The 15929-nt window shown below is 52.6% G+C and carries 11 protein-coding genes; 7 read left to right on the top strand and 4 right to left on the bottom strand.

The window, feature by feature from the left end; genetic code table 11:
* Positions 1–77 precede the first annotated feature (77 nt).
* Genes HYS22_00995 through gcvH form a run of 5 tightly spaced genes read left to right on the top strand, consistent with a single transcriptional unit; the run spans position 78 to position 5155 of the window.
* Positions 78–1856, top strand: coding sequence for a serine/threonine protein kinase (locus tag HYS22_00995; protein ID MBI1908734.1), 1779 nt, complete (start codon positions 78–80; stop codon positions 1854–1856).
* A 13-nt stretch (positions 1857–1869) separates the two neighbouring features.
* Positions 1870–2766: a GGDEF domain-containing protein gene (locus tag HYS22_00990; GenBank protein ID MBI1908733.1), complete on the top strand. Its 897-nt coding sequence runs from the start codon at positions 1870–1872 to the stop codon at positions 2764–2766.
* Between the two features lie 33 nt (positions 2767–2799).
* Positions 2800–3651, top strand: coding sequence for a bifunctional methylenetetrahydrofolate dehydrogenase/methenyltetrahydrofolate cyclohydrolase FolD (gene folD, locus HYS22_00985; protein ID MBI1908732.1), 852 nt, complete (start codon positions 2800–2802; stop codon positions 3649–3651).
* Positions 3648–4766 carry a glycine cleavage system aminomethyltransferase GcvT gene (gcvT, locus tag HYS22_00980; protein ID MBI1908731.1) on the top strand — a complete coding sequence of 373 codons (1119 nt, stop codon included), beginning with the start codon at positions 3648–3650 and terminating at the stop codon, positions 4764–4766. The genes folD and gcvT overlap by 4 nt, the downstream gene beginning before the upstream one ends.
* Positions 4766–5155: a glycine cleavage system protein GcvH gene (gcvH, locus tag HYS22_00975; GenBank protein MBI1908730.1), complete on the top strand. Its 390-nt coding sequence runs from the start codon at positions 4766–4768 to the stop codon at positions 5153–5155. Before gcvT ends, gcvH begins: the two co-directional genes overlap by 1 nt.
* On the opposite strand, the gene gcvP is transcribed toward gcvH, so the two are convergent.
* The 3 genes from gcvP to HYS22_00960 are packed head-to-tail and all read right to left on the bottom strand — an operon-like array spanning position 5147 to position 10466.
* Positions 5147–7999, bottom strand: coding sequence for an aminomethyl-transferring glycine dehydrogenase (gene gcvP / locus HYS22_00970; protein MBI1908729.1), 2853 nt, complete (start codon positions 7997–7999; stop codon positions 5147–5149). The genes gcvH and gcvP overlap by 9 nt on opposite strands.
* A 14-nt stretch (positions 8000–8013) precedes the next feature.
* Positions 8014–8799, bottom strand: a complete 786-nt coding sequence (locus HYS22_00965) for an energy transducer TonB (protein MBI1908728.1) — start codon at positions 8797–8799, stop codon at positions 8014–8016.
* 26 nt (positions 8800–8825) lie between these two features.
* Positions 8826–10466, bottom strand: a complete 1641-nt coding sequence (locus tag HYS22_00960; protein ID MBI1908727.1) for an AarF/ABC1/UbiB kinase family protein — start codon at positions 10464–10466, stop codon at positions 8826–8828.
* A 296-nt stretch (positions 10467–10762) separates the two neighbouring features.
* Here HYS22_00960 and HYS22_00955 point away from each other — a divergent pair, with 296 nt between their 5' ends.
* Together HYS22_00955 and HYS22_00950 are read left to right on the top strand one after the other, a co-directional pair.
* On the top strand, positions 10763–12958 hold the full coding sequence (locus tag HYS22_00955) for a hypothetical protein (GenBank protein MBI1908726.1): 2196 nt from the start codon (positions 10763–10765) through the stop codon (positions 12956–12958).
* A gap of 5 nt (positions 12959–12963) precedes the next feature.
* Positions 12964–15384 (top strand): hypothetical protein, encoded by a 2421-nt coding sequence (locus HYS22_00950; GenBank protein MBI1908725.1) that lies wholly within the window; start codon positions 12964–12966, stop codon positions 15382–15384.
* On the opposite strand, the gene recO is transcribed toward HYS22_00950, so the two are convergent.
* Complete coding sequence (gene recO, locus HYS22_00945) at positions 15359–15922, bottom strand: DNA repair protein RecO (protein ID MBI1908724.1); 564 nt, start codon at positions 15920–15922, stop codon at positions 15359–15361. The genes HYS22_00950 and recO overlap by 26 nt on opposite strands.
* Between the last annotated feature and the right edge of the window lie 7 nt (positions 15923–15929).

The raw sequence follows: 15929 nt of genomic DNA, 5'->3' as shown, positions 1-15929 counted from the left end.
GGTATTATCGTCCTTTCTCCCCTGCCAAGTTACCATATCGATTGATTTTATGCCACCTTCTCAAGTAGATTGTTCCCATGGAAGCACCCTCGGGTGGAGCACCCTTTGGGCAGTATCACCTGACCGAAAAGATCGCCCAGGGGGGGATGGCCGAGATCTTTAAGGGGCGGACCGTGGATGCGAACGGCCTGGAAAAGACCGTCGTCATCAAGAGGATTCTGCCCCATATCGCCGCCAGCACCGAATTTATAGCGATGCTGGTCGACGAGGCGAAGATCGCCGTCCAGCTTTCCCACGGTAATATCGCCCAGATCTACGACCTGGGAAAGGTCGGCGAAGACTACTTCATTGTGATGGAGTATGTCGCGGGCAAGAGTGTGAGCCAGATCGCCCGTCGCCTTCGGCATCTGGTCAGACCGTGTCCCCTGCCGGTTGCCTGTTTCATCGTGAGCGAGGTGGCGGCGGGGCTTGATTACATGCACCGTAAAAGGGATGAAGAAGGAAACCCACTCGGGATCATCCACCGGGACATTTCACCGCAAAATATCATCGTCTCCGAATCGGCAACGATCAAGATCATTGATTTCGGCATCGCCAAGGCCAAGACAAAGGTGACCACTACCGATTCCGGTGTGGTAAAGGGGAAATTTGCCTACATGTCCCCCGAACATGCCGAGGGGGAAAAACTGGATTACCGGTCTGACATTTTTTCCCTGGGGATCATCCTTGACGAACTCCTGGTGGGTCAGCGCCTCTTCAAGGGGAAAAACAACGCGGAGACGATCCGGAAGGTCAAAAAGGCAAAGGTCCGCCCCCCTTCTCTGGACCGGCCCGAGATCCCACCGGAACTGGACGAGATTGTGCTCAAGGCCCTGGCCCGGGACCGTGAAAAACGGTACCAGCAGGCCGGCCTCCTCCGCGAGGACCTGACCCGGCTCCTCATCACCCATTATCCTGATTTCAAACCGCAGGACCTGGTCAACTTTGTCAGCCGCCTCTTCGCCGAAGAAACCCCCACTAGCGTCTCCCTCTCTGCCAATGGGGAAGAAGAACGCCTGAGAAAGGAGGGGGAGGAAACCGGGCAGGCCGATTCTTCGGTCATCCGAAGGGAGATGGGGGAACTAAAGGAATTAGAACCCTCTGCCTCAGTTGTCAAGGAACTGAGCATTTCTTCCGAAATTTCTGTACTGCCACCACCCTACAAAAGACAAAAGTGGTTAAAATCCATCGGACTCGTTTCCATTCTTGGATTGGTCCTCTGGTTCCTCTTTGGACCGAACCCTTGGGGAAACCATCCCTTAGAAAAAAAAGAAGGACCACCTCCCCTGGAACCTGTCGGGCGGGTGGCGGCTCCCTTCTCCCCTCCCTCACCCCCTCCTTCACCCTCCCCGCCTGCCCCTTCTCCGATCATCACCGGGCTTGTCGTTCAATCGAACCCTCCGGGGGCAAAGGTTTTTATCGACGAGGCGGAAACGGAGTGGCGAACCCCAACGATGATTGAAAACTTAAAAGAGGCCCGCCACAAGATCGGTCTCCATTTAGAAGGGTATAAATTCTGGGAAAAAGAGATCCCTTATAAGGAGGGGGCCAAGAACGAATTGAAGGCCGAACTGGAAATCAACTACGGCGGTCTTTCGGTTCAAAGCCTCCCGGAAGGGGCCTCCGTTTACTTGAATGACGTCCTGGTCGGCAAGACTCCCTGGGTCCACGAAAAATTGATTCCGGAAAGCACTTTTAGTATTAAACTAAAACTTGAAGGATATGATGATTTCTCAAGTAATATAAAGGTGTTTTCTGGAAGGCAAACGGTCATCAATACAAGCCTCAAAAAGGTTCAAAAGGGGGAAAGGCTGTGATAAACTAAAGGGAATGGCAGAAGAATTTAAAGAACAGACGGTTGTCACCAATATCCCGGAGACCTCCGGCGCCTACAAAGAAAAACAGGCCTACATTATCTTTCTTTCGGGGCCCCTCGTCGGTAAGATCCATCTCCTTGAAGAAGGGAATGTCACCTTGGGACGAGGAACGGATGTCAGTATCACCATCGCCGACCTCGGGATCTCACGCCACCACATCACACTCCACTGTAAAAAGGGGGTCGTTACCGTCCAGGATATGGGGAGTACCAACGGGACCTACGTGAACGGCCACAAGGTCAAGGAACAGGTCCTGCAGGATGGGGACAAGATCCAGATTTCCAGTTCCACCATCATCAAGTTTGCTCACCAGGACAGCATTGAAAATATTTTTCACAAGGAACTGTACAAGATGGCGGTCGTCGATGCCTTGACCGGTGCCTACAACAAACGTTTCTTCGAGGGACGTCTCAAGGAGGAGTTCAGCTATTGCCTCCGGAACAAAGTCTCCCTCTCTCTCCTGATGTTCGATATCGACTTTTTCAAGCAGATCAACGATACCCACGGTCACCGGGCCGGGGATTTCGTCCTAACCCATATTTCCACACTGACCCGTTCCATCATCCGCCAGGAAGATATCTACTGCCGCTATGGTGGTGAGGAATTTTGCGTCCTCCTCAAAGGAACCGAAGAGACAGGCGCCGCCATACTGGCGGAACGCCTCAGGCGTTTGATTGAAGAATGTGACTTCACCTTTGATGACAAAATTATCAGGGTCACCATCAGCATCGGCGTCACCACCCTCAAGGGGCAGAATTTTGCGGATTCTGAGGCGATGATGAAGTTGACCGACACCCTTCTCTATCAATCTAAAAATGGCGGCCGCAATAGGGTAACGACTGCGGGTTGACAGCCGTTTTCATTTCCTGTTAAGCCCTTCCGGATGTCAGGAAGAATAATCGATGGCAAGGCGGTGGCCCAAAAGGTGATGGCGGAAATCACCCAAGGGGTTGAACGGCTCAAAAAAGAGAAAAGGATAACCCCGGGGTTGGCCGCCGTCCTGGTCGGAGATAACGCGGCCTCAAAGATCTACGTTCGGAACAAACGGATCGCCTGCGAGAAGGTCGGGATCTACAGCATTGAGAAAAAATTACCAGGTTCCACCCGGGAAGAAGAACTCCTGGAACTGATCAACAACCTCAACCTCGACCCGTTGATCCATGGTATCCTGATTCAGCTCCCCCTTCCCCCTTTCCTAAATACGCAAAAGATCCTCTCCGCCGTCGCTCCAGAAAAGGATGTTGACGGTTTCCATCCGATCAATCTGGGGAAACTGCTGGCTGGAAACCCCGAAATTCTCCCTTGCACCCCCCTCGGGGTAATCCGTCTGCTCGAATCAATCTCATTCGACCCCGCCGGAAAAGAAGCTGTGGTTATCGGAAGGAGTACCATCGTCGGAAAGCCGATGGCCGTTCTTCTTCTGATGCGGCATGCCACCGTCACCATTTGCCATTCAAAGACGAAAAATCTGGCGGAAAAAATCCGTCAGGCCGATCTCGTGGTTGCCGCCATCGGCCAGTCCGAATTCATCAAGGGGGACTGGATCAAACCGGGGGCGGTGGTTATCGATGTCGGGATGAACCGCAGGCCTGATGGATCCCTGGTTGGTGATGTAGAAAAGTCGGCGGGCGGGAAGGCCTCTTTCATCACCCCGGTCCCCGGTGGCGTCGGCCCGATGACCATTGCGATGCTACTCGCCAACACACTGGAAGCGGCCAGGAAACAGACCTCATGAAAACGCCTCTCTACGAAATCCACAAATCGCTGAAGGCCAGGATCGTTGACTTTGCCGGCTGGGAGATGCCGGTCCAGTACACCAGCATCATGGAGGAACACCGCCATGTCCGTGAGAAGGCCGGCCTCTTCGATGTCAGCCATATGGGGGAGATCACGATCAAAGGTAAAAAAGCCCTCGAAGCGATCCAGTTCCTCACCACTAACGACGTGAGGACGCTCAAAGATGGCGACGCCCAATACACACTCCTTCTCAACCACGAGGGGAATACCCTCGACGACCTGATCGTTTATCGTCGCGGTCCCGAAGATTTTTTTCTTTGTGTGAATGCCTCTAATACCATCAAAGATTTTGAATGGATGAAAAAGATAGCGGCCTCAAGATTCGAAGGCGTCACCATCGAAGACAAGAGTTCCTCCTACGGCCTGCTTGCAATCCAAGGGCCTCTCGCACTCTCCATTATGGAGAAGATCAGTCCTGTCGAGCCCTCCGCCATGAAACCGTTTTCCTTTATTGAATTGTCCTTGAGGGGTGGTTCACCCAAGGGTGGTTCCCCTGGGGGAATTCCGGTTCTTTTATCACGAACCGGTTACACTGGTGAAGATGGGTTCGAAATCTTTACCCCTTGGGAAAAAACGGTAGACCTGTGGAATTTACTGATGGAATCGGGGAGAAAGGAAGACCTCCGGCCGATCGGCCTTGCCGCCAGAGACACCCTCCGGATTGAGATGAAATACTGTCTGTATGGGCATGAAATCAATGAATCGACGAACCCTTTTGAGGCTGGTCTGGGATGGGTAGTAAAACTTGACAAAGGTGATTTTATCGGTAAAGAGGAATTAGTTTCTAAACAAAAAGGAATTGAAAGAAAGTTGGTCTGTTTTCTCATGAAAGAAACCGGTATTCCGCGACAAGGTTACTCTCTTCACTCGGAAGCTTCACCCATTGGGGTTGTCACCAGCGGTACCTTTTCTCCCAGTCTGGAGAAACCGATTGGGATCGGCTATGTCACACTCTCACGGGCCAAGACAGGGACCCAAATTGCCGTTGATATTCGTGGGCAAAAAAAGAGGGCTGAGATCGTCACCGCCCCTTTCATAAGGAAGAAAAGCTGATGACATTCCCCGATGATCTTAAATATTCCAAGGAGCATGAATGGGTCAAGGTAGAGGGTAGTGTTGCCACCATCGGCATCACCGATTATGCCCAGGACCAGTTGGGAGAGATCGTCTTCGTGGAACTCCCTAGTGAGGGGGAAGAATTCGGTAAGGAAGATGTCTTTGGCGTCGTCGAATCGGTAAAATCAGTGAACGATGTCTACGCCCCGATCGGCGGCAAGGTTATTGAGGTCAACGATCCTCTGAGCGACGGTCCGGAGATCATCAACGAGGATTCTTACGGTGAAGGTTGGCTGATCCGGATGGAGGTTGCCGATGCTAAAGAACTCAAAGACCTCATGACCGCCAAGCAGTACGAGGCCTTCATCAAGGAAGAGTCAGAATAAACAAGAACAGACAAGGTTCTTGTCCCCATACGCGTTGTCCACACGACCGACCGGAACCCAGTATTTGTTCTCTCGGACCCAAGGTAGGGGAAAGAGGGCCTTCTCACGGGAATAAGGACGGTCCCAGTTTTCACGTACCAGATCGTGAGAGGTGTGCGGTGCATTCTTGAGGGGATTATTATCCTGCGGCATCTTTCCCTGTTCGATCTCCCGGATCTCCTCCCGAATCGTAATCATCACCTCACAGAACCGGTCAAGTTCAGCCTTGGATTCAGACTCCGTCGGCTCGATCATCAGTGTCCCCGCCACCGGAAACGACATCGTCGGGGCATGGAAGCCAAAGTCCATTAATCTCTTGGCCACATCATCCACAGCCACACCGGAGGTTTTTTTAAATTCGCGCAGGTCAATGATGCACTCATGGGCGACCCGGCCATTTTTCCCCTGATAGAGGACCGGGTAATGCCGTTCCAGTCGTTGGGCAATGTAGTTGGCATTGAGGATCGCCACCTCGGTCGCCTTCTTCAACCCATCCCCCCCCATCAAGGCGATATAGGTCCAGGAGATCGGCAAGATGCCGGCACTCCCGAAAGGAGCCGCCGAAATAGATCTGGAAGGACCAGGAAGAAACCCGGAGAGATGACTCTTCACCACAATCGGTCCTACCCCGGGGCCGCCTCCCCCGTGCGGGATGCAAAAGGTCTTGTGCAAATTGAGATGGGCGACATCCGGCCCAAACTCCCCCGGCCGACAGAGACCGACCAGGGCATTCATATTGGCGCCATCCATATAGACCTGCCCGCCCTGGTGATGAACAACTTCGCAAATTTCACGAATCCCCTCTTCAAAAACCCCGTGGGTTGAGGGGTAGGTGATCATCAAGGCCGCCAGATCCTTGGAATGGGCCAACGCCTTTTCCTTCAAGTCATGGAGATCGACATTGCCGTTATCATCACAACCGACAACCACGACCTGAAATCCACTCATTACAGCACTCGCCGGGTTTGTCCCATGGGCTGAACTTGGGATAAGACAGACCTTGCGACCTCCCTCCCCCCGACTTTTGTGATACTCACGGATCGCCAGAAGACCGGCGTATTCCCCTTGAGAACCGGCATTCGGTTGCAAAGAAACGGCATCAAATCCGGTGATGGTGCAAAGCCACTCCCCCAACTGCCGGATCATTGTTTCATAACCCTTTGTCTGGTCTTCTGGGGCAAACGGGTGAATTTGAGAAAATTCCGGCCATGTGATCGGAAGCATCTCCGTCGTCGCGTTGAGTTTCATCGTGCAGGAACCGAGCGGGATCATCGATTGGGCCAAGGTCAAATCCTTGTTCTGGAGACGGAAAAGGTACCGGAGCATCTCTGTTTCTGAATGGTAACTGTTGAAAACTGGAGAGGTGAGATAATCAGACCGGCGTTGGAGCGACGAGGGGATGAGATCCATTCCTTTTAAATCGGCCCACCGACACAAAGAACCAAAAACCTTTAGCAGGGTTTCCACCTCCACCTCCGTGCAGGTTTCGTCAAAGGAGATCGAAACTGTTTTCTCATCAGCCCGGCGCAGATTAAAACCACACTCTCTCGCCTTCTGAATGATGAAAGTAGCCTCTTTCTGAAGTGGAACAAGAAGTGTATCAAAGAAAATCCCCTTGACCGGGATGCCGAGACGCTTCAACCCTTCGGCAAATCGGCAGGCGAGCTGGTGGACGCGGGTGGCGATCCTCCTGATCCCTTCAGGCCCATGATAGATCGCGTACATGCTGGCCATCACCGCGAGCAAGACCTGAGAGGTGCAAATATTGCTTGTCGCCTTCTCCCGACGGATATGTTGCTCTCGCGTCTGCAGGGACAAACGGAGGGCGGGGCGTCCCTCATGATCCTTCGAGACGCCAACAATCCGCCCCGGCATCTGACGTTTGTATTCCAGGCGAGTCGCAAAGTAGGCGGCATGAGGCCCTCCAAAACCGACCGGCACCCCGAACCGTTGCGTGGAACCAACGACAACGTCGGCCCCCATCTCTCCCGGAGGTTTCAGCAAGGCAAGACTCAAGATATCCGCGGCAACCACCACAAGGGTCTTCCGGGCATGCGCCTTCTGGATAAAATTCTCGTAATCAACAACAAACCCGTCCCGATTGGGGTATTGGACAATCGCCCCAAAACAGTCCTCCTTGAAATTAAAACTCTGGGGGTCCCCGATGATTAGCTTCAGGCCCAGCGGTTCACCCCTTGTCTTGAGGACCTCAATCGTCTGGGGGAACAGGTCACTTGAGACAAAAAAGGAACGGGACCGGTTTTCCTTCGTCTGGACGGCAAGAGCCATTGTCATCGCCTCCGCGGCGGCCGTCGCTTCATCGAGAAGCGAGGCGTTGGCAATCGGCATGCCGGTCATCTCCATCACCATCGTCTGAAAATTCAGCAACGCCTCTAGTCTCCCTTGGGAAATTTCAGGTTGGTACGGCGTGTAGGCAGTATACCATCCGGGGTTTTCCAAAACATTGCGCTGAATGACGGGAGGGGTTACCGTGTTGTAATAACCCAAACCGAGGAGCGATTTTAAAACCTTGTTCTCTTCAGCAATCTTCCGGGCGCTGGCAAGCCATTCAAATTCTGTTTGAGCCGGGGGCAACGAGAGAACCCCTTTCATCCGGATCTGCTTCGGGACCGTCTGGTCTATTAACTCATCCAGAGAGCCGAGCCCAAGGAGCTTGAGCATCTCTTCAATCTCTTGTTCATTCGGGCCGATATGACGAGAAGAAAATAGTTCGCTGGTCATCGCCTGCTCTCCTTGGTCACTGGTGACAATATTGTTTTCTAAGGCACTCGCGGGACCGGACATGGCGGACTCTTAGATCACAAATAGACCGTAAATGTCCAGCTCATCCGTAACTGACCCTCAGGATCCAGAAATTCCTCTGGAGGGGCGGAAAAAGGGGCTGAATCACGGATTGTCCGAAGCGCCTCCTGGTCATAGTCAGAGACTCCTGAGGAACGGATCACAAAAAGTTTGGCCAACTGCCCTCCCCTGTCGACAGCCACCCCCAACACGACCTCAATCTGCCCCCGACTGATCTGAAAAGAACTGGCCCGAAGAGCGGCGACAGGATTGAAGGTAGTTTTAAAAATCTTTTTCAACCGGACAAAGTAAGAGACATTCGGGAAGCGGAGGACATTCAGGTAAGTGTGATCCCCGACTTTAGTGTTGGGGTAAAAATCCTCCGGAATTTCTAACTCAGCGGCCCCCGCCCTCTTTAGTTTTTCCTCAAGGCTTTCTTCTTCCGTCGGGGATTTCATCGCCAGCTCCCCTTTTTTGGCCCTGGGTGAATCGCCCCTTGCTTTGTCCCGGACCGGCCTTTCTTGCTGTTTCTCTCCCGCTGGTTTTGAAGGAGTAGACTGCACTTGAGGTGGCGAAACCGCTACTTTTTCCTCTTCCACACGGCTGTCATAAAGCCCGGCAAATTTGGCCTTATCCGGCCTCTCCTCTTTCAAGGGAGGGGCGATATCGGCAATTTGATACGGCCTTTGAAGGATCACCTCCAGTTCTGGCGGCTTTTTGGCTACCGGCAGAGAGATGCCGGCACTGAAGAGGAACAGAAAAAGAAGATGAAGGAGAAGGGAAACAACTAAAAAAATCTCCACCTTCCTTTGTTGGGGCTCGTGATTGATCATGACTGGCGGCGATTTTTAATCATTGAAATAAAAAGTAGGCAACCAAAGAAAAACGCCCCGTACCCCGGAACCACCCCATACCCGAGAAACCAAAGGGTCGTTCCAGTAAGCGCAAAGGCGGAATAGATCAGCTGGTGGACTAAAAGGGTGAGCCGCTCGGTGTGATGATTAAGCCCGGCTAGTCGGACCTCAATCCGGCCATCATTTAGTTTTTTCAGCGTTTTGTGGATCTCATGCGGGAGTTGAAGGTAGGAAATCCCGATCTCCTTGGTTAGTTCCACAAAGTAATCGGTAAACGATTTGTCTTTGAGGACGAACTTCTCCACATACGGCAGGATCGTATGAACCGGATTCAACTGGGGGTCCAGGTGGGCACAAAGCCCCATCACCAGAAGGAGGGTCCTTTCCAGTAAAATCCAGTCCTGCGGGACATGAAACGAGGTCATCAGGTCACGAAAACTGATGTTCAGCTTTTTGAGTTCAAACAGGTTTTCAATGTTCTGCAAATTTTCCAGATTCTTGAAATTTTCGATCTTCAGATTCCGGAGCTTCTCGTAGAAGTAATCCACCAATTTATCGAACGCCTCAAAGTCCCCCTTCTTGGCGACAAACCCCATCTGGCGCATGGCGGAGGAGAGAAGCCGGGTATCCTTCTTGATCAGCCCTTCGGCAAATTGGACAATCCCCTGCTGCATCGCCGGCGAGATCCGGGCGGTCGCCCCAAAATCGACAAGGACGAGCCTGGCTTTCTTGTCCGCCCCTACCTGAACTAACAAGTTTCCAGGGTGTGGATCGGCGTGATAAACCCCATCCAGAAAGATCTGTTTGCAATAGGCATGAATCAGACGCGTCGCTATTTCAGTCGTATCAACGCCGGCCTTCCGCAGTGTTTCCAGGGAAGAAATCTTGATCCCCTCCATGAAATGGAGCGTCAGGATTTTTCTGGTGGAGAAATTCCAACAAACGGTGGGAAAGAGAAAGCCGGTTTCCTCAATAAAATTTTTCTTGATCAACTCAAGATTCTTTCCCTCATACTGGTAATCAAGCTCTTGATTGATCACGACGGCAATTTCCCTAAAAACATCTCTCAAACCGTAGGAGGGAAAGAAGAGATGGAAGAGTCCAAAGATCCTCCTCAAAATCTTCAGGTCAATCTGAACGATCCGGTCTATCTCCGGGTATTGAATCTTCACCGCAACCTTTGTGCCCTCTTTAAGAAAGGCGGTATGCACCTGACCGAGGGAGGCGGAGGCGATCGGAACCGATTCAAACTTTTCAAAAATCTCTGACGGCTTCTTGCCAAACTCCTGAACGAACCGCTCTTCAATAGCCCCATACGGATGGGGAGGAACTGCATCCTGAAGTTTTTCGAGCCCCTGGGTCAGCTCTTCAGGGAGAAAATTGGTCATGATCGAGATCATCTGACCGACCTTGATAAAGATCCCCTTGAGCTCCAAAACGGTCTTTTCAATCCGAAGGGCGTTCCGCCGATGGGTCTCCCTCACCTTTTCAGGGGAGATCCGGTCTCCAAAAAGCCCCTTCTTGGCCCAAAGCCAAAGGTAGGAAGAAAGTATCCGGAATGTCGCCCGGTAGGCCCTGACAAACCTGAAACTGGAAAGAGATTGGGAAGTCGACATGGGGGTGAAAGATACCTTATTGTCAAGACCAAATCAACTGGTAAGTTATTGTTTTCAGGTTATTTTTTAGTTATTGCGTCAAAAGCAACTTTTGTATCAAGAAGCCGATAATAGGTTCAGAAGATGAGATTTAAGATCGTCAAAATAGCCCTCCGATACCTAGCCCTTGCGATTCTGATCAACAGCTACCAGTTTTGGGTGGGGGTCCTCTTTTACGAGCTTTCTAATCAACGGCCCTTTGGGCCTAGTTTTTAAAGCAACCTCAATTAGTTAACTGCGATAAGGGGGCCAAAGCCATGGCTCCTCCAAGTCCCGCCAACCACGCCCTGCGCGTCTGCCCTATCCCTTCTCCACTCCGACCTAATACCGAACCGCTTTTCTCTCCCGATTTTCCGAAACCGGTCGAGGCGACTCATGGAAAACCGGTCCTGAGGGTGGAACCGGAAGAATTCGCAGAACTGTCCGAAGAGGTCAGGAAACGATTCCGATCGGAGGCGAGTCTCCTCAACCAGATCATCAATGGGATGAACCCGGTCCCGATAGGAAAGATGGAGACCGTCTCCGGCCCCAAAACCGTCTATTTTCACCCGGACCGTTTTCTCCAGAATGACCTCCAGCGTCTGACCTTGAATGGAGAGGTTCCTCTCAAGGCAGGAGAATTGGCGAGCGGCATTTTTGTCAGGAATGAAAATGCGGTTGTCAGCCTTAACCTGGAGACAAAACCGGGGGCAGTCAGAAAGGCAACCGTCACTGTCGAGGGAACCCTGGTCCGGGAAGATGCCTTTTTATGGCTGGATGCCACTATCCGGCATGCCCATCTCCGGGAAGATGGAACAGTGGTGGTCCAGGTTGCCTTTCACCCTCCCTACTTTTTTGATTTTTCACTGGAGCCGGACGATCACCGGTTCCCTTATTCCTGGATCAACGGAGCCCATCAGCTGGTCAGGGGTGTCACCCGGTTTTTCACGAGATCTGATCGAAAATCTCCTCCTCACATTGTCACACGAACGATCACCGGTTCCCTCCTCAAAGAGGGGATCGATGAAATCCCGCTCCGGTATGACAGTCTCTTCACACTTCTGGTTGGACTCTGGACGGACAGACGACACGAGGAGTTTCTTGCCGATGACCCTGACCGTCCCTCCCTTTTGAAGGCGACTGAGTGGGATCAAGCTGTCTACGAGGCCCGATTTGAATTCTCACCGGAGGGGGCCTTGAACGATAATCTATCCAGCATCAGTCCCCTTCCTGTCTCTCTCCCCTCATTCACTATAAAAGGAACAGGAACCGGGAGGAGTTTGGTGGAAATACCTCATATGGCACTCTCCTCCCTCATTCGCCTCCCCAACGGTCCGCAAGGGATCGAGTCACTCGTAGAAGATCCTCATCTGGTTCAGATTGAGTGGGCCCGTGAAGGGGACAACAACACTATCCGTTTTGGTCATCTGGGTCTCAAGATCCACGAGGGACGATTCGAGCACTACCACATCGATGGGGCAGAAACGGCCTGTAACAACGGGACCCTTCAAGTCAGTGCCAAAGGAGAAGTCATTCAGTTCAATGGTGACTGCACAATCTTTGGAGGGGCCCTCAAGGTCTATAATGCAGACCGACGTCTCCTCTTTGCCGCCGGAATCCGAGAGGCCCGGGAAACCGAGGATCGGGGACGGGTAGAATTCCTGGGGATGAACGGAATTTACACCCAAGACCAGCCCCGTTTTGAATGGAATTTCCAAAGGACAGCCATCTACGGAGAGGGGTATTTCCACCTTCCCCATCTGGGAGGGGCCTTTAACGACCTCGTCCGTTTTTTTCCGACCGCTTCAGGCTACCCCTCTCTCGATCTGGGAGGACTCCATTTTGCCTCGGGGGCCACCGATCCCCTGTTCATCGTGGATTTGAACGAGGCACAGCCGGTCGCCGTGGAGCATGCCCTCTATCTGAAGCCGAACCATGCCAGTGGTTCAATCCTGGCCAGCCACCATATGAAAGGAAGGATTGACCAAATCAAAAAGGCGAGGCTCGTTGTCCGAAAAGACCGTTCCTTCCACTTGGGTCCTCAAGAGACAAACCTAAAAACCACAGAGGTCTTTGCCCGTTCCCGGGTGGAGGAAGGAAACGTCTGCGCCGGGGGGATCACCACAACCTTCAGCGGCTCCTTCAACACCACTGAAGTCCGGGGGGGCATCAACCCTCCCCTCCTGGACATCACCTCAGAGATGAACGGCTGCTTCCGCGTCAGTCACGATTCCATCCTGTCGGCGACAGAAAGGGCCAGGAGCAAAATCATTGTCGATCTCCGGCGGGTGGTCCACCCGAGAGTGGTTCACCCAGGGACATCCGGTTATCAGAGCCAGCCCCTTGATTTTCTCTGGTGTGGTACCGCCACCGGCGTGGTTTTGCAAAGACCAGGACCCGGAATCCCGCCGATCAGGATCAAAAAAGGAAGCCGGGCCTCAGGAAGAATGATCAGAACCCCGGGAGAGAAATAGCCACCATGATCCCTGTTGGTCTGCAAGAATTCATGCAATCGGTCATCGCCCAGACAGGAACAACCGATGAGCCGGTCTTAGCTCCCCCTCCACCCGAGGGTGCTCCACCCAAGGGTGCGTCACACAATGGTGTGTCACCCAAGGGTTCTTTTTCTCCATTCTCCCCCTCTCCCCTCTTTCTCGGCCTCTTCCCGGATGCCTTCACGAAACCGAAAGGGAATGACGATCTGATCCTCCTGATGATCCGGTTTCTCGTCTCCTTTCTCAAAGAGAATCCCGATCTCCTGGAGAATGCCGAATTGATCGACGTCGAGATCCCTCTGAAACCAGGTCACCATGACATCCCTGAAGAGCTCTTCTCGATCCATGTCCCACCGTTTTCTGACGAGGGTGGTTCACCCTCGGGTGGACCATCCAAACCGACCCATATGCACCTTTCGGGATCCGTGGCCAATGATCATCTTCAAAGATTGGAGTCGGTGTACCATGACCCCCTCGGGGCCTGTCTCGGGTGTCTCTGTCTCCCCCTCGTCAAGGGGATCGAGCTGGTGCCAGACCCCTCCGGCCAAACCGGAAGGCTTATCATCCGGATCTCCCTCTGGTTTGACCGTGACCTTACCGAGAAATTTCTCGGGGAACCACTTCCCCTAAAGCTGGACGAGCTAGCCCCGTGGGTACTTGCCAGAATGGACCGTGTGGAGGAAAACCCTCTCAAAAAGTGGCTCTCCCTCATCGAATGGGGAGAGATGAAACTAAGGATTACCTTTACCACGCGGGACAAACCGATCCGTTTTGGTGCCTTAACCATTCAACCGGCCCCTGACCAAAAATTTCTGTTCGAACGATCCGGTGAGGCGTTCACCCTCAAGTCGGCTAACGGCCAAAAGATCCACGCCTCATCCGTCCGTATAGAAGGGACAGGAGTCCTTCCGACGTTGGCGGCGGAAGAGATCTCTTTCTCCTCCCTCTCGCTCACCCTTCCGTTCACCCATCCCCCCTCAAGAATCCCCCAGGAAGGCCTTTTGTTCAGGTTCGAGGAACTGACCGCCAAGGATCTCCAGATCGGCAAATCAGGAGGCCGCCTCTTCATGAAGATCCGGGAGGCTCAAGCACCGGAATTACAGGTGAGCCTGAATGAGGAAGGGATGGTCGGCCAAGCCCCCTCGGTTGCCGTTGGTAATCTTGCTTATCGTGACAGGGATGAAAATTTTGAGACCGAACTCAAAGGGAGATTCTCCAACGCCTTTTTCCATTTCGGTCCCTCTGGTTTTCGCCTGCAGGCAGAGAGTCTCTCTGCCAATTCAATCAGTCTCAAGAAAAAACCGGAAGGCCAAGAGCCTACCCGATTCACCTTCAGACCACCTGAGGGGAGCCCGCCGATAGTTTTTAACAACCCTATCGTCCTCTCCGACACAGACACCTCCGTCCTTTCTGTGAGGGAGATCCGGGGGTCGCGAGTTCTTGTGAAAGGGTCCGATTTTCACATGGAGGCCTCTGAAGCCTCTCTTGGCCCTGTCGTTGTTGATCTCTCTTCCGAACTCCCCCGAATCGAAGCCGCCTCCCTCAACATCGGCAAGGGGGTGCTCTATTTCGACAAGAGACCGACCCAAAGGGCACTCAGCCTGGAAGAAACCTCTTTCACACACGTTGTTTTGAACCCTTTGCCTGAGGGGGGATTCGAACTGAAGGGGGAAGGCCGGACAAAGGTCTGGTTCAGCATCCTCTTCCTCCAACAGCTCTTCCAGTTCCCCGTTGCCATTGACAACAGAATGGTGGATGCCGAGTATGCCGGCCGTTTCGAAAGCCTCGTCTTCAACAACCATGGACTCCGGTTCTCCGGCGACATCCGCGTCAAGGCGCAGAACATTACAACGGTTAAACGGCCCAACGACGATATCATTGAAATGACCAGTCGTCTGGGGATTGATCACTTCACAGAACTGGACATGCCTCATGGAACACTCTCCCGCGCCCAATGGAATGGGATCCATCTTTCCGGAACCCGATTCGGTCTCTCCATGCCGGGTCGTCTGAAAACAGAGATCGGTGCCAATTCAACCCTGAATGTCTCCATCGATCATTGCTCCTTTTCACTCAAGGGTGATTCACCCAACGATAAAAAGGGGGAGGAGCCGTACCTCGACTGTTCCAATCTCAGGATGGCGGCACAAACAGGGAGTACCGATAACGAACTCTTCATTGGCAGGCGGCGAAGCCCGGTCGGCGTCCTGGTGGCCCCCGAGGTGACCCAAAATTTCCGCCTTTTCTTCAATCGGGTCCGTTTGGTGGAAGACAGAGATGGCTACAAAAGATTGATTATCGAAGAGGGAACGGAGGGCAATTCTCCCCAATCCTTCTGGAGATGGTTTCTGGGAGAGGGAGACCTCCAGATCTACCCGTTCAATTTTTTTGATGGGAGGGAATAAGTTCAGGCCAACGGGCTAGAAAAATGGCACTCTTGGAAGGTCTTGGCAAATGCTCCCGGAGATGACAGTGCAGACAGTGATCGGGAGTGGGGGCAAAACCGGCCAGTTTCAATAACTCGTACTGAAAAGCACCGACAAGAATGGAAGAGGATCCTTCTTTCTCCAGGGAAAGAATACCGGTTTTTAAAAGGCCGAATATTCCCGGAGAGGGATCTTTCTCCACCGTCAACAGATCAACCATTTCCAAAAAATACCAGGCAGTGGCTATCCTCTTAAGATCCTGAAAGAGCCCGGGGAACCCCTGTTGCAAGGCCACCTTTTCCAAAAAAAACAGCGCGTGGTTCCTTTTCTCCTTAAAATGAACCTGGAGAAGCAAGGGTGATTCCAGAAGAGGGCCAAATCGTCTGACGCTTTTTTTGGCATGTTTGGCAATCCCCGTAAACTTTCCAATATCCGGTGAAAAAAGGGTTACCAAACGATCGGCCTCCTGAAATTCGCGGCTCCTGAGGACAATCGCCTCGGTGATCGAAGGCAACATGACTTAA

Source organism: Deltaproteobacteria bacterium, assembly GCA_016177765.1.
GTDB lineage: Bacteria > UBA10199 > UBA10199 > JACPAL01 > JACOUP01 > JACOUP01.
The sequence above is the reverse complement of the archived record's forward strand: the minus strand, read 5'-3'. Positions and strand labels throughout refer to the sequence as shown.

Excerpts from the sequence above, each read along its gene's own strand:
- HYS22_00990 (MBI1908733.1), top strand. The coding sequence starts at position 1,870 with ATGGCAGAAGAATTTAAAGAACAGACGGTTGTCACCAATATCCCGGAG.
- gcvH (MBI1908730.1), top strand. The coding sequence starts at position 4,766 with ATGACATTCCCCGATGATCTTAAATATTCCAAGGAGCATGAATGGGTC.
- recO (MBI1908724.1), bottom strand. The coding sequence starts at position 15,922 with ATGTTGCCTTCGATCACCGAGGCGATTGTCCTCAGGAGCCGCGAATTT.
- HYS22_00995 (MBI1908734.1), top strand. The coding sequence starts at position 78 with ATGGAAGCACCCTCGGGTGGAGCACCCTTTGGGCAGTATCACCTGACC.
- folD (MBI1908732.1), top strand. The coding sequence starts at position 2,800 with ATGTCAGGAAGAATAATCGATGGCAAGGCGGTGGCCCAAAAGGTGATG.
- HYS22_00955 (MBI1908726.1), top strand. The coding sequence starts at position 10,763 with ATGGCTCCTCCAAGTCCCGCCAACCACGCCCTGCGCGTCTGCCCTATC.
- gcvP (MBI1908729.1), bottom strand. The coding sequence starts at position 7,999 with ATGTCCGGTCCCGCGAGTGCCTTAGAAAACAATATTGTCACCAGTGAC.
- gcvT (MBI1908731.1), top strand. The coding sequence starts at position 3,648 with ATGAAAACGCCTCTCTACGAAATCCACAAATCGCTGAAGGCCAGGATC.
- HYS22_00950 (MBI1908725.1), top strand. The coding sequence starts at position 12,964 with ATGATCCCTGTTGGTCTGCAAGAATTCATGCAATCGGTCATCGCCCAG.
- HYS22_00960 (MBI1908727.1), bottom strand. The coding sequence starts at position 10,466 with ATGTCGACTTCCCAATCTCTTTCCAGTTTCAGGTTTGTCAGGGCCTAC.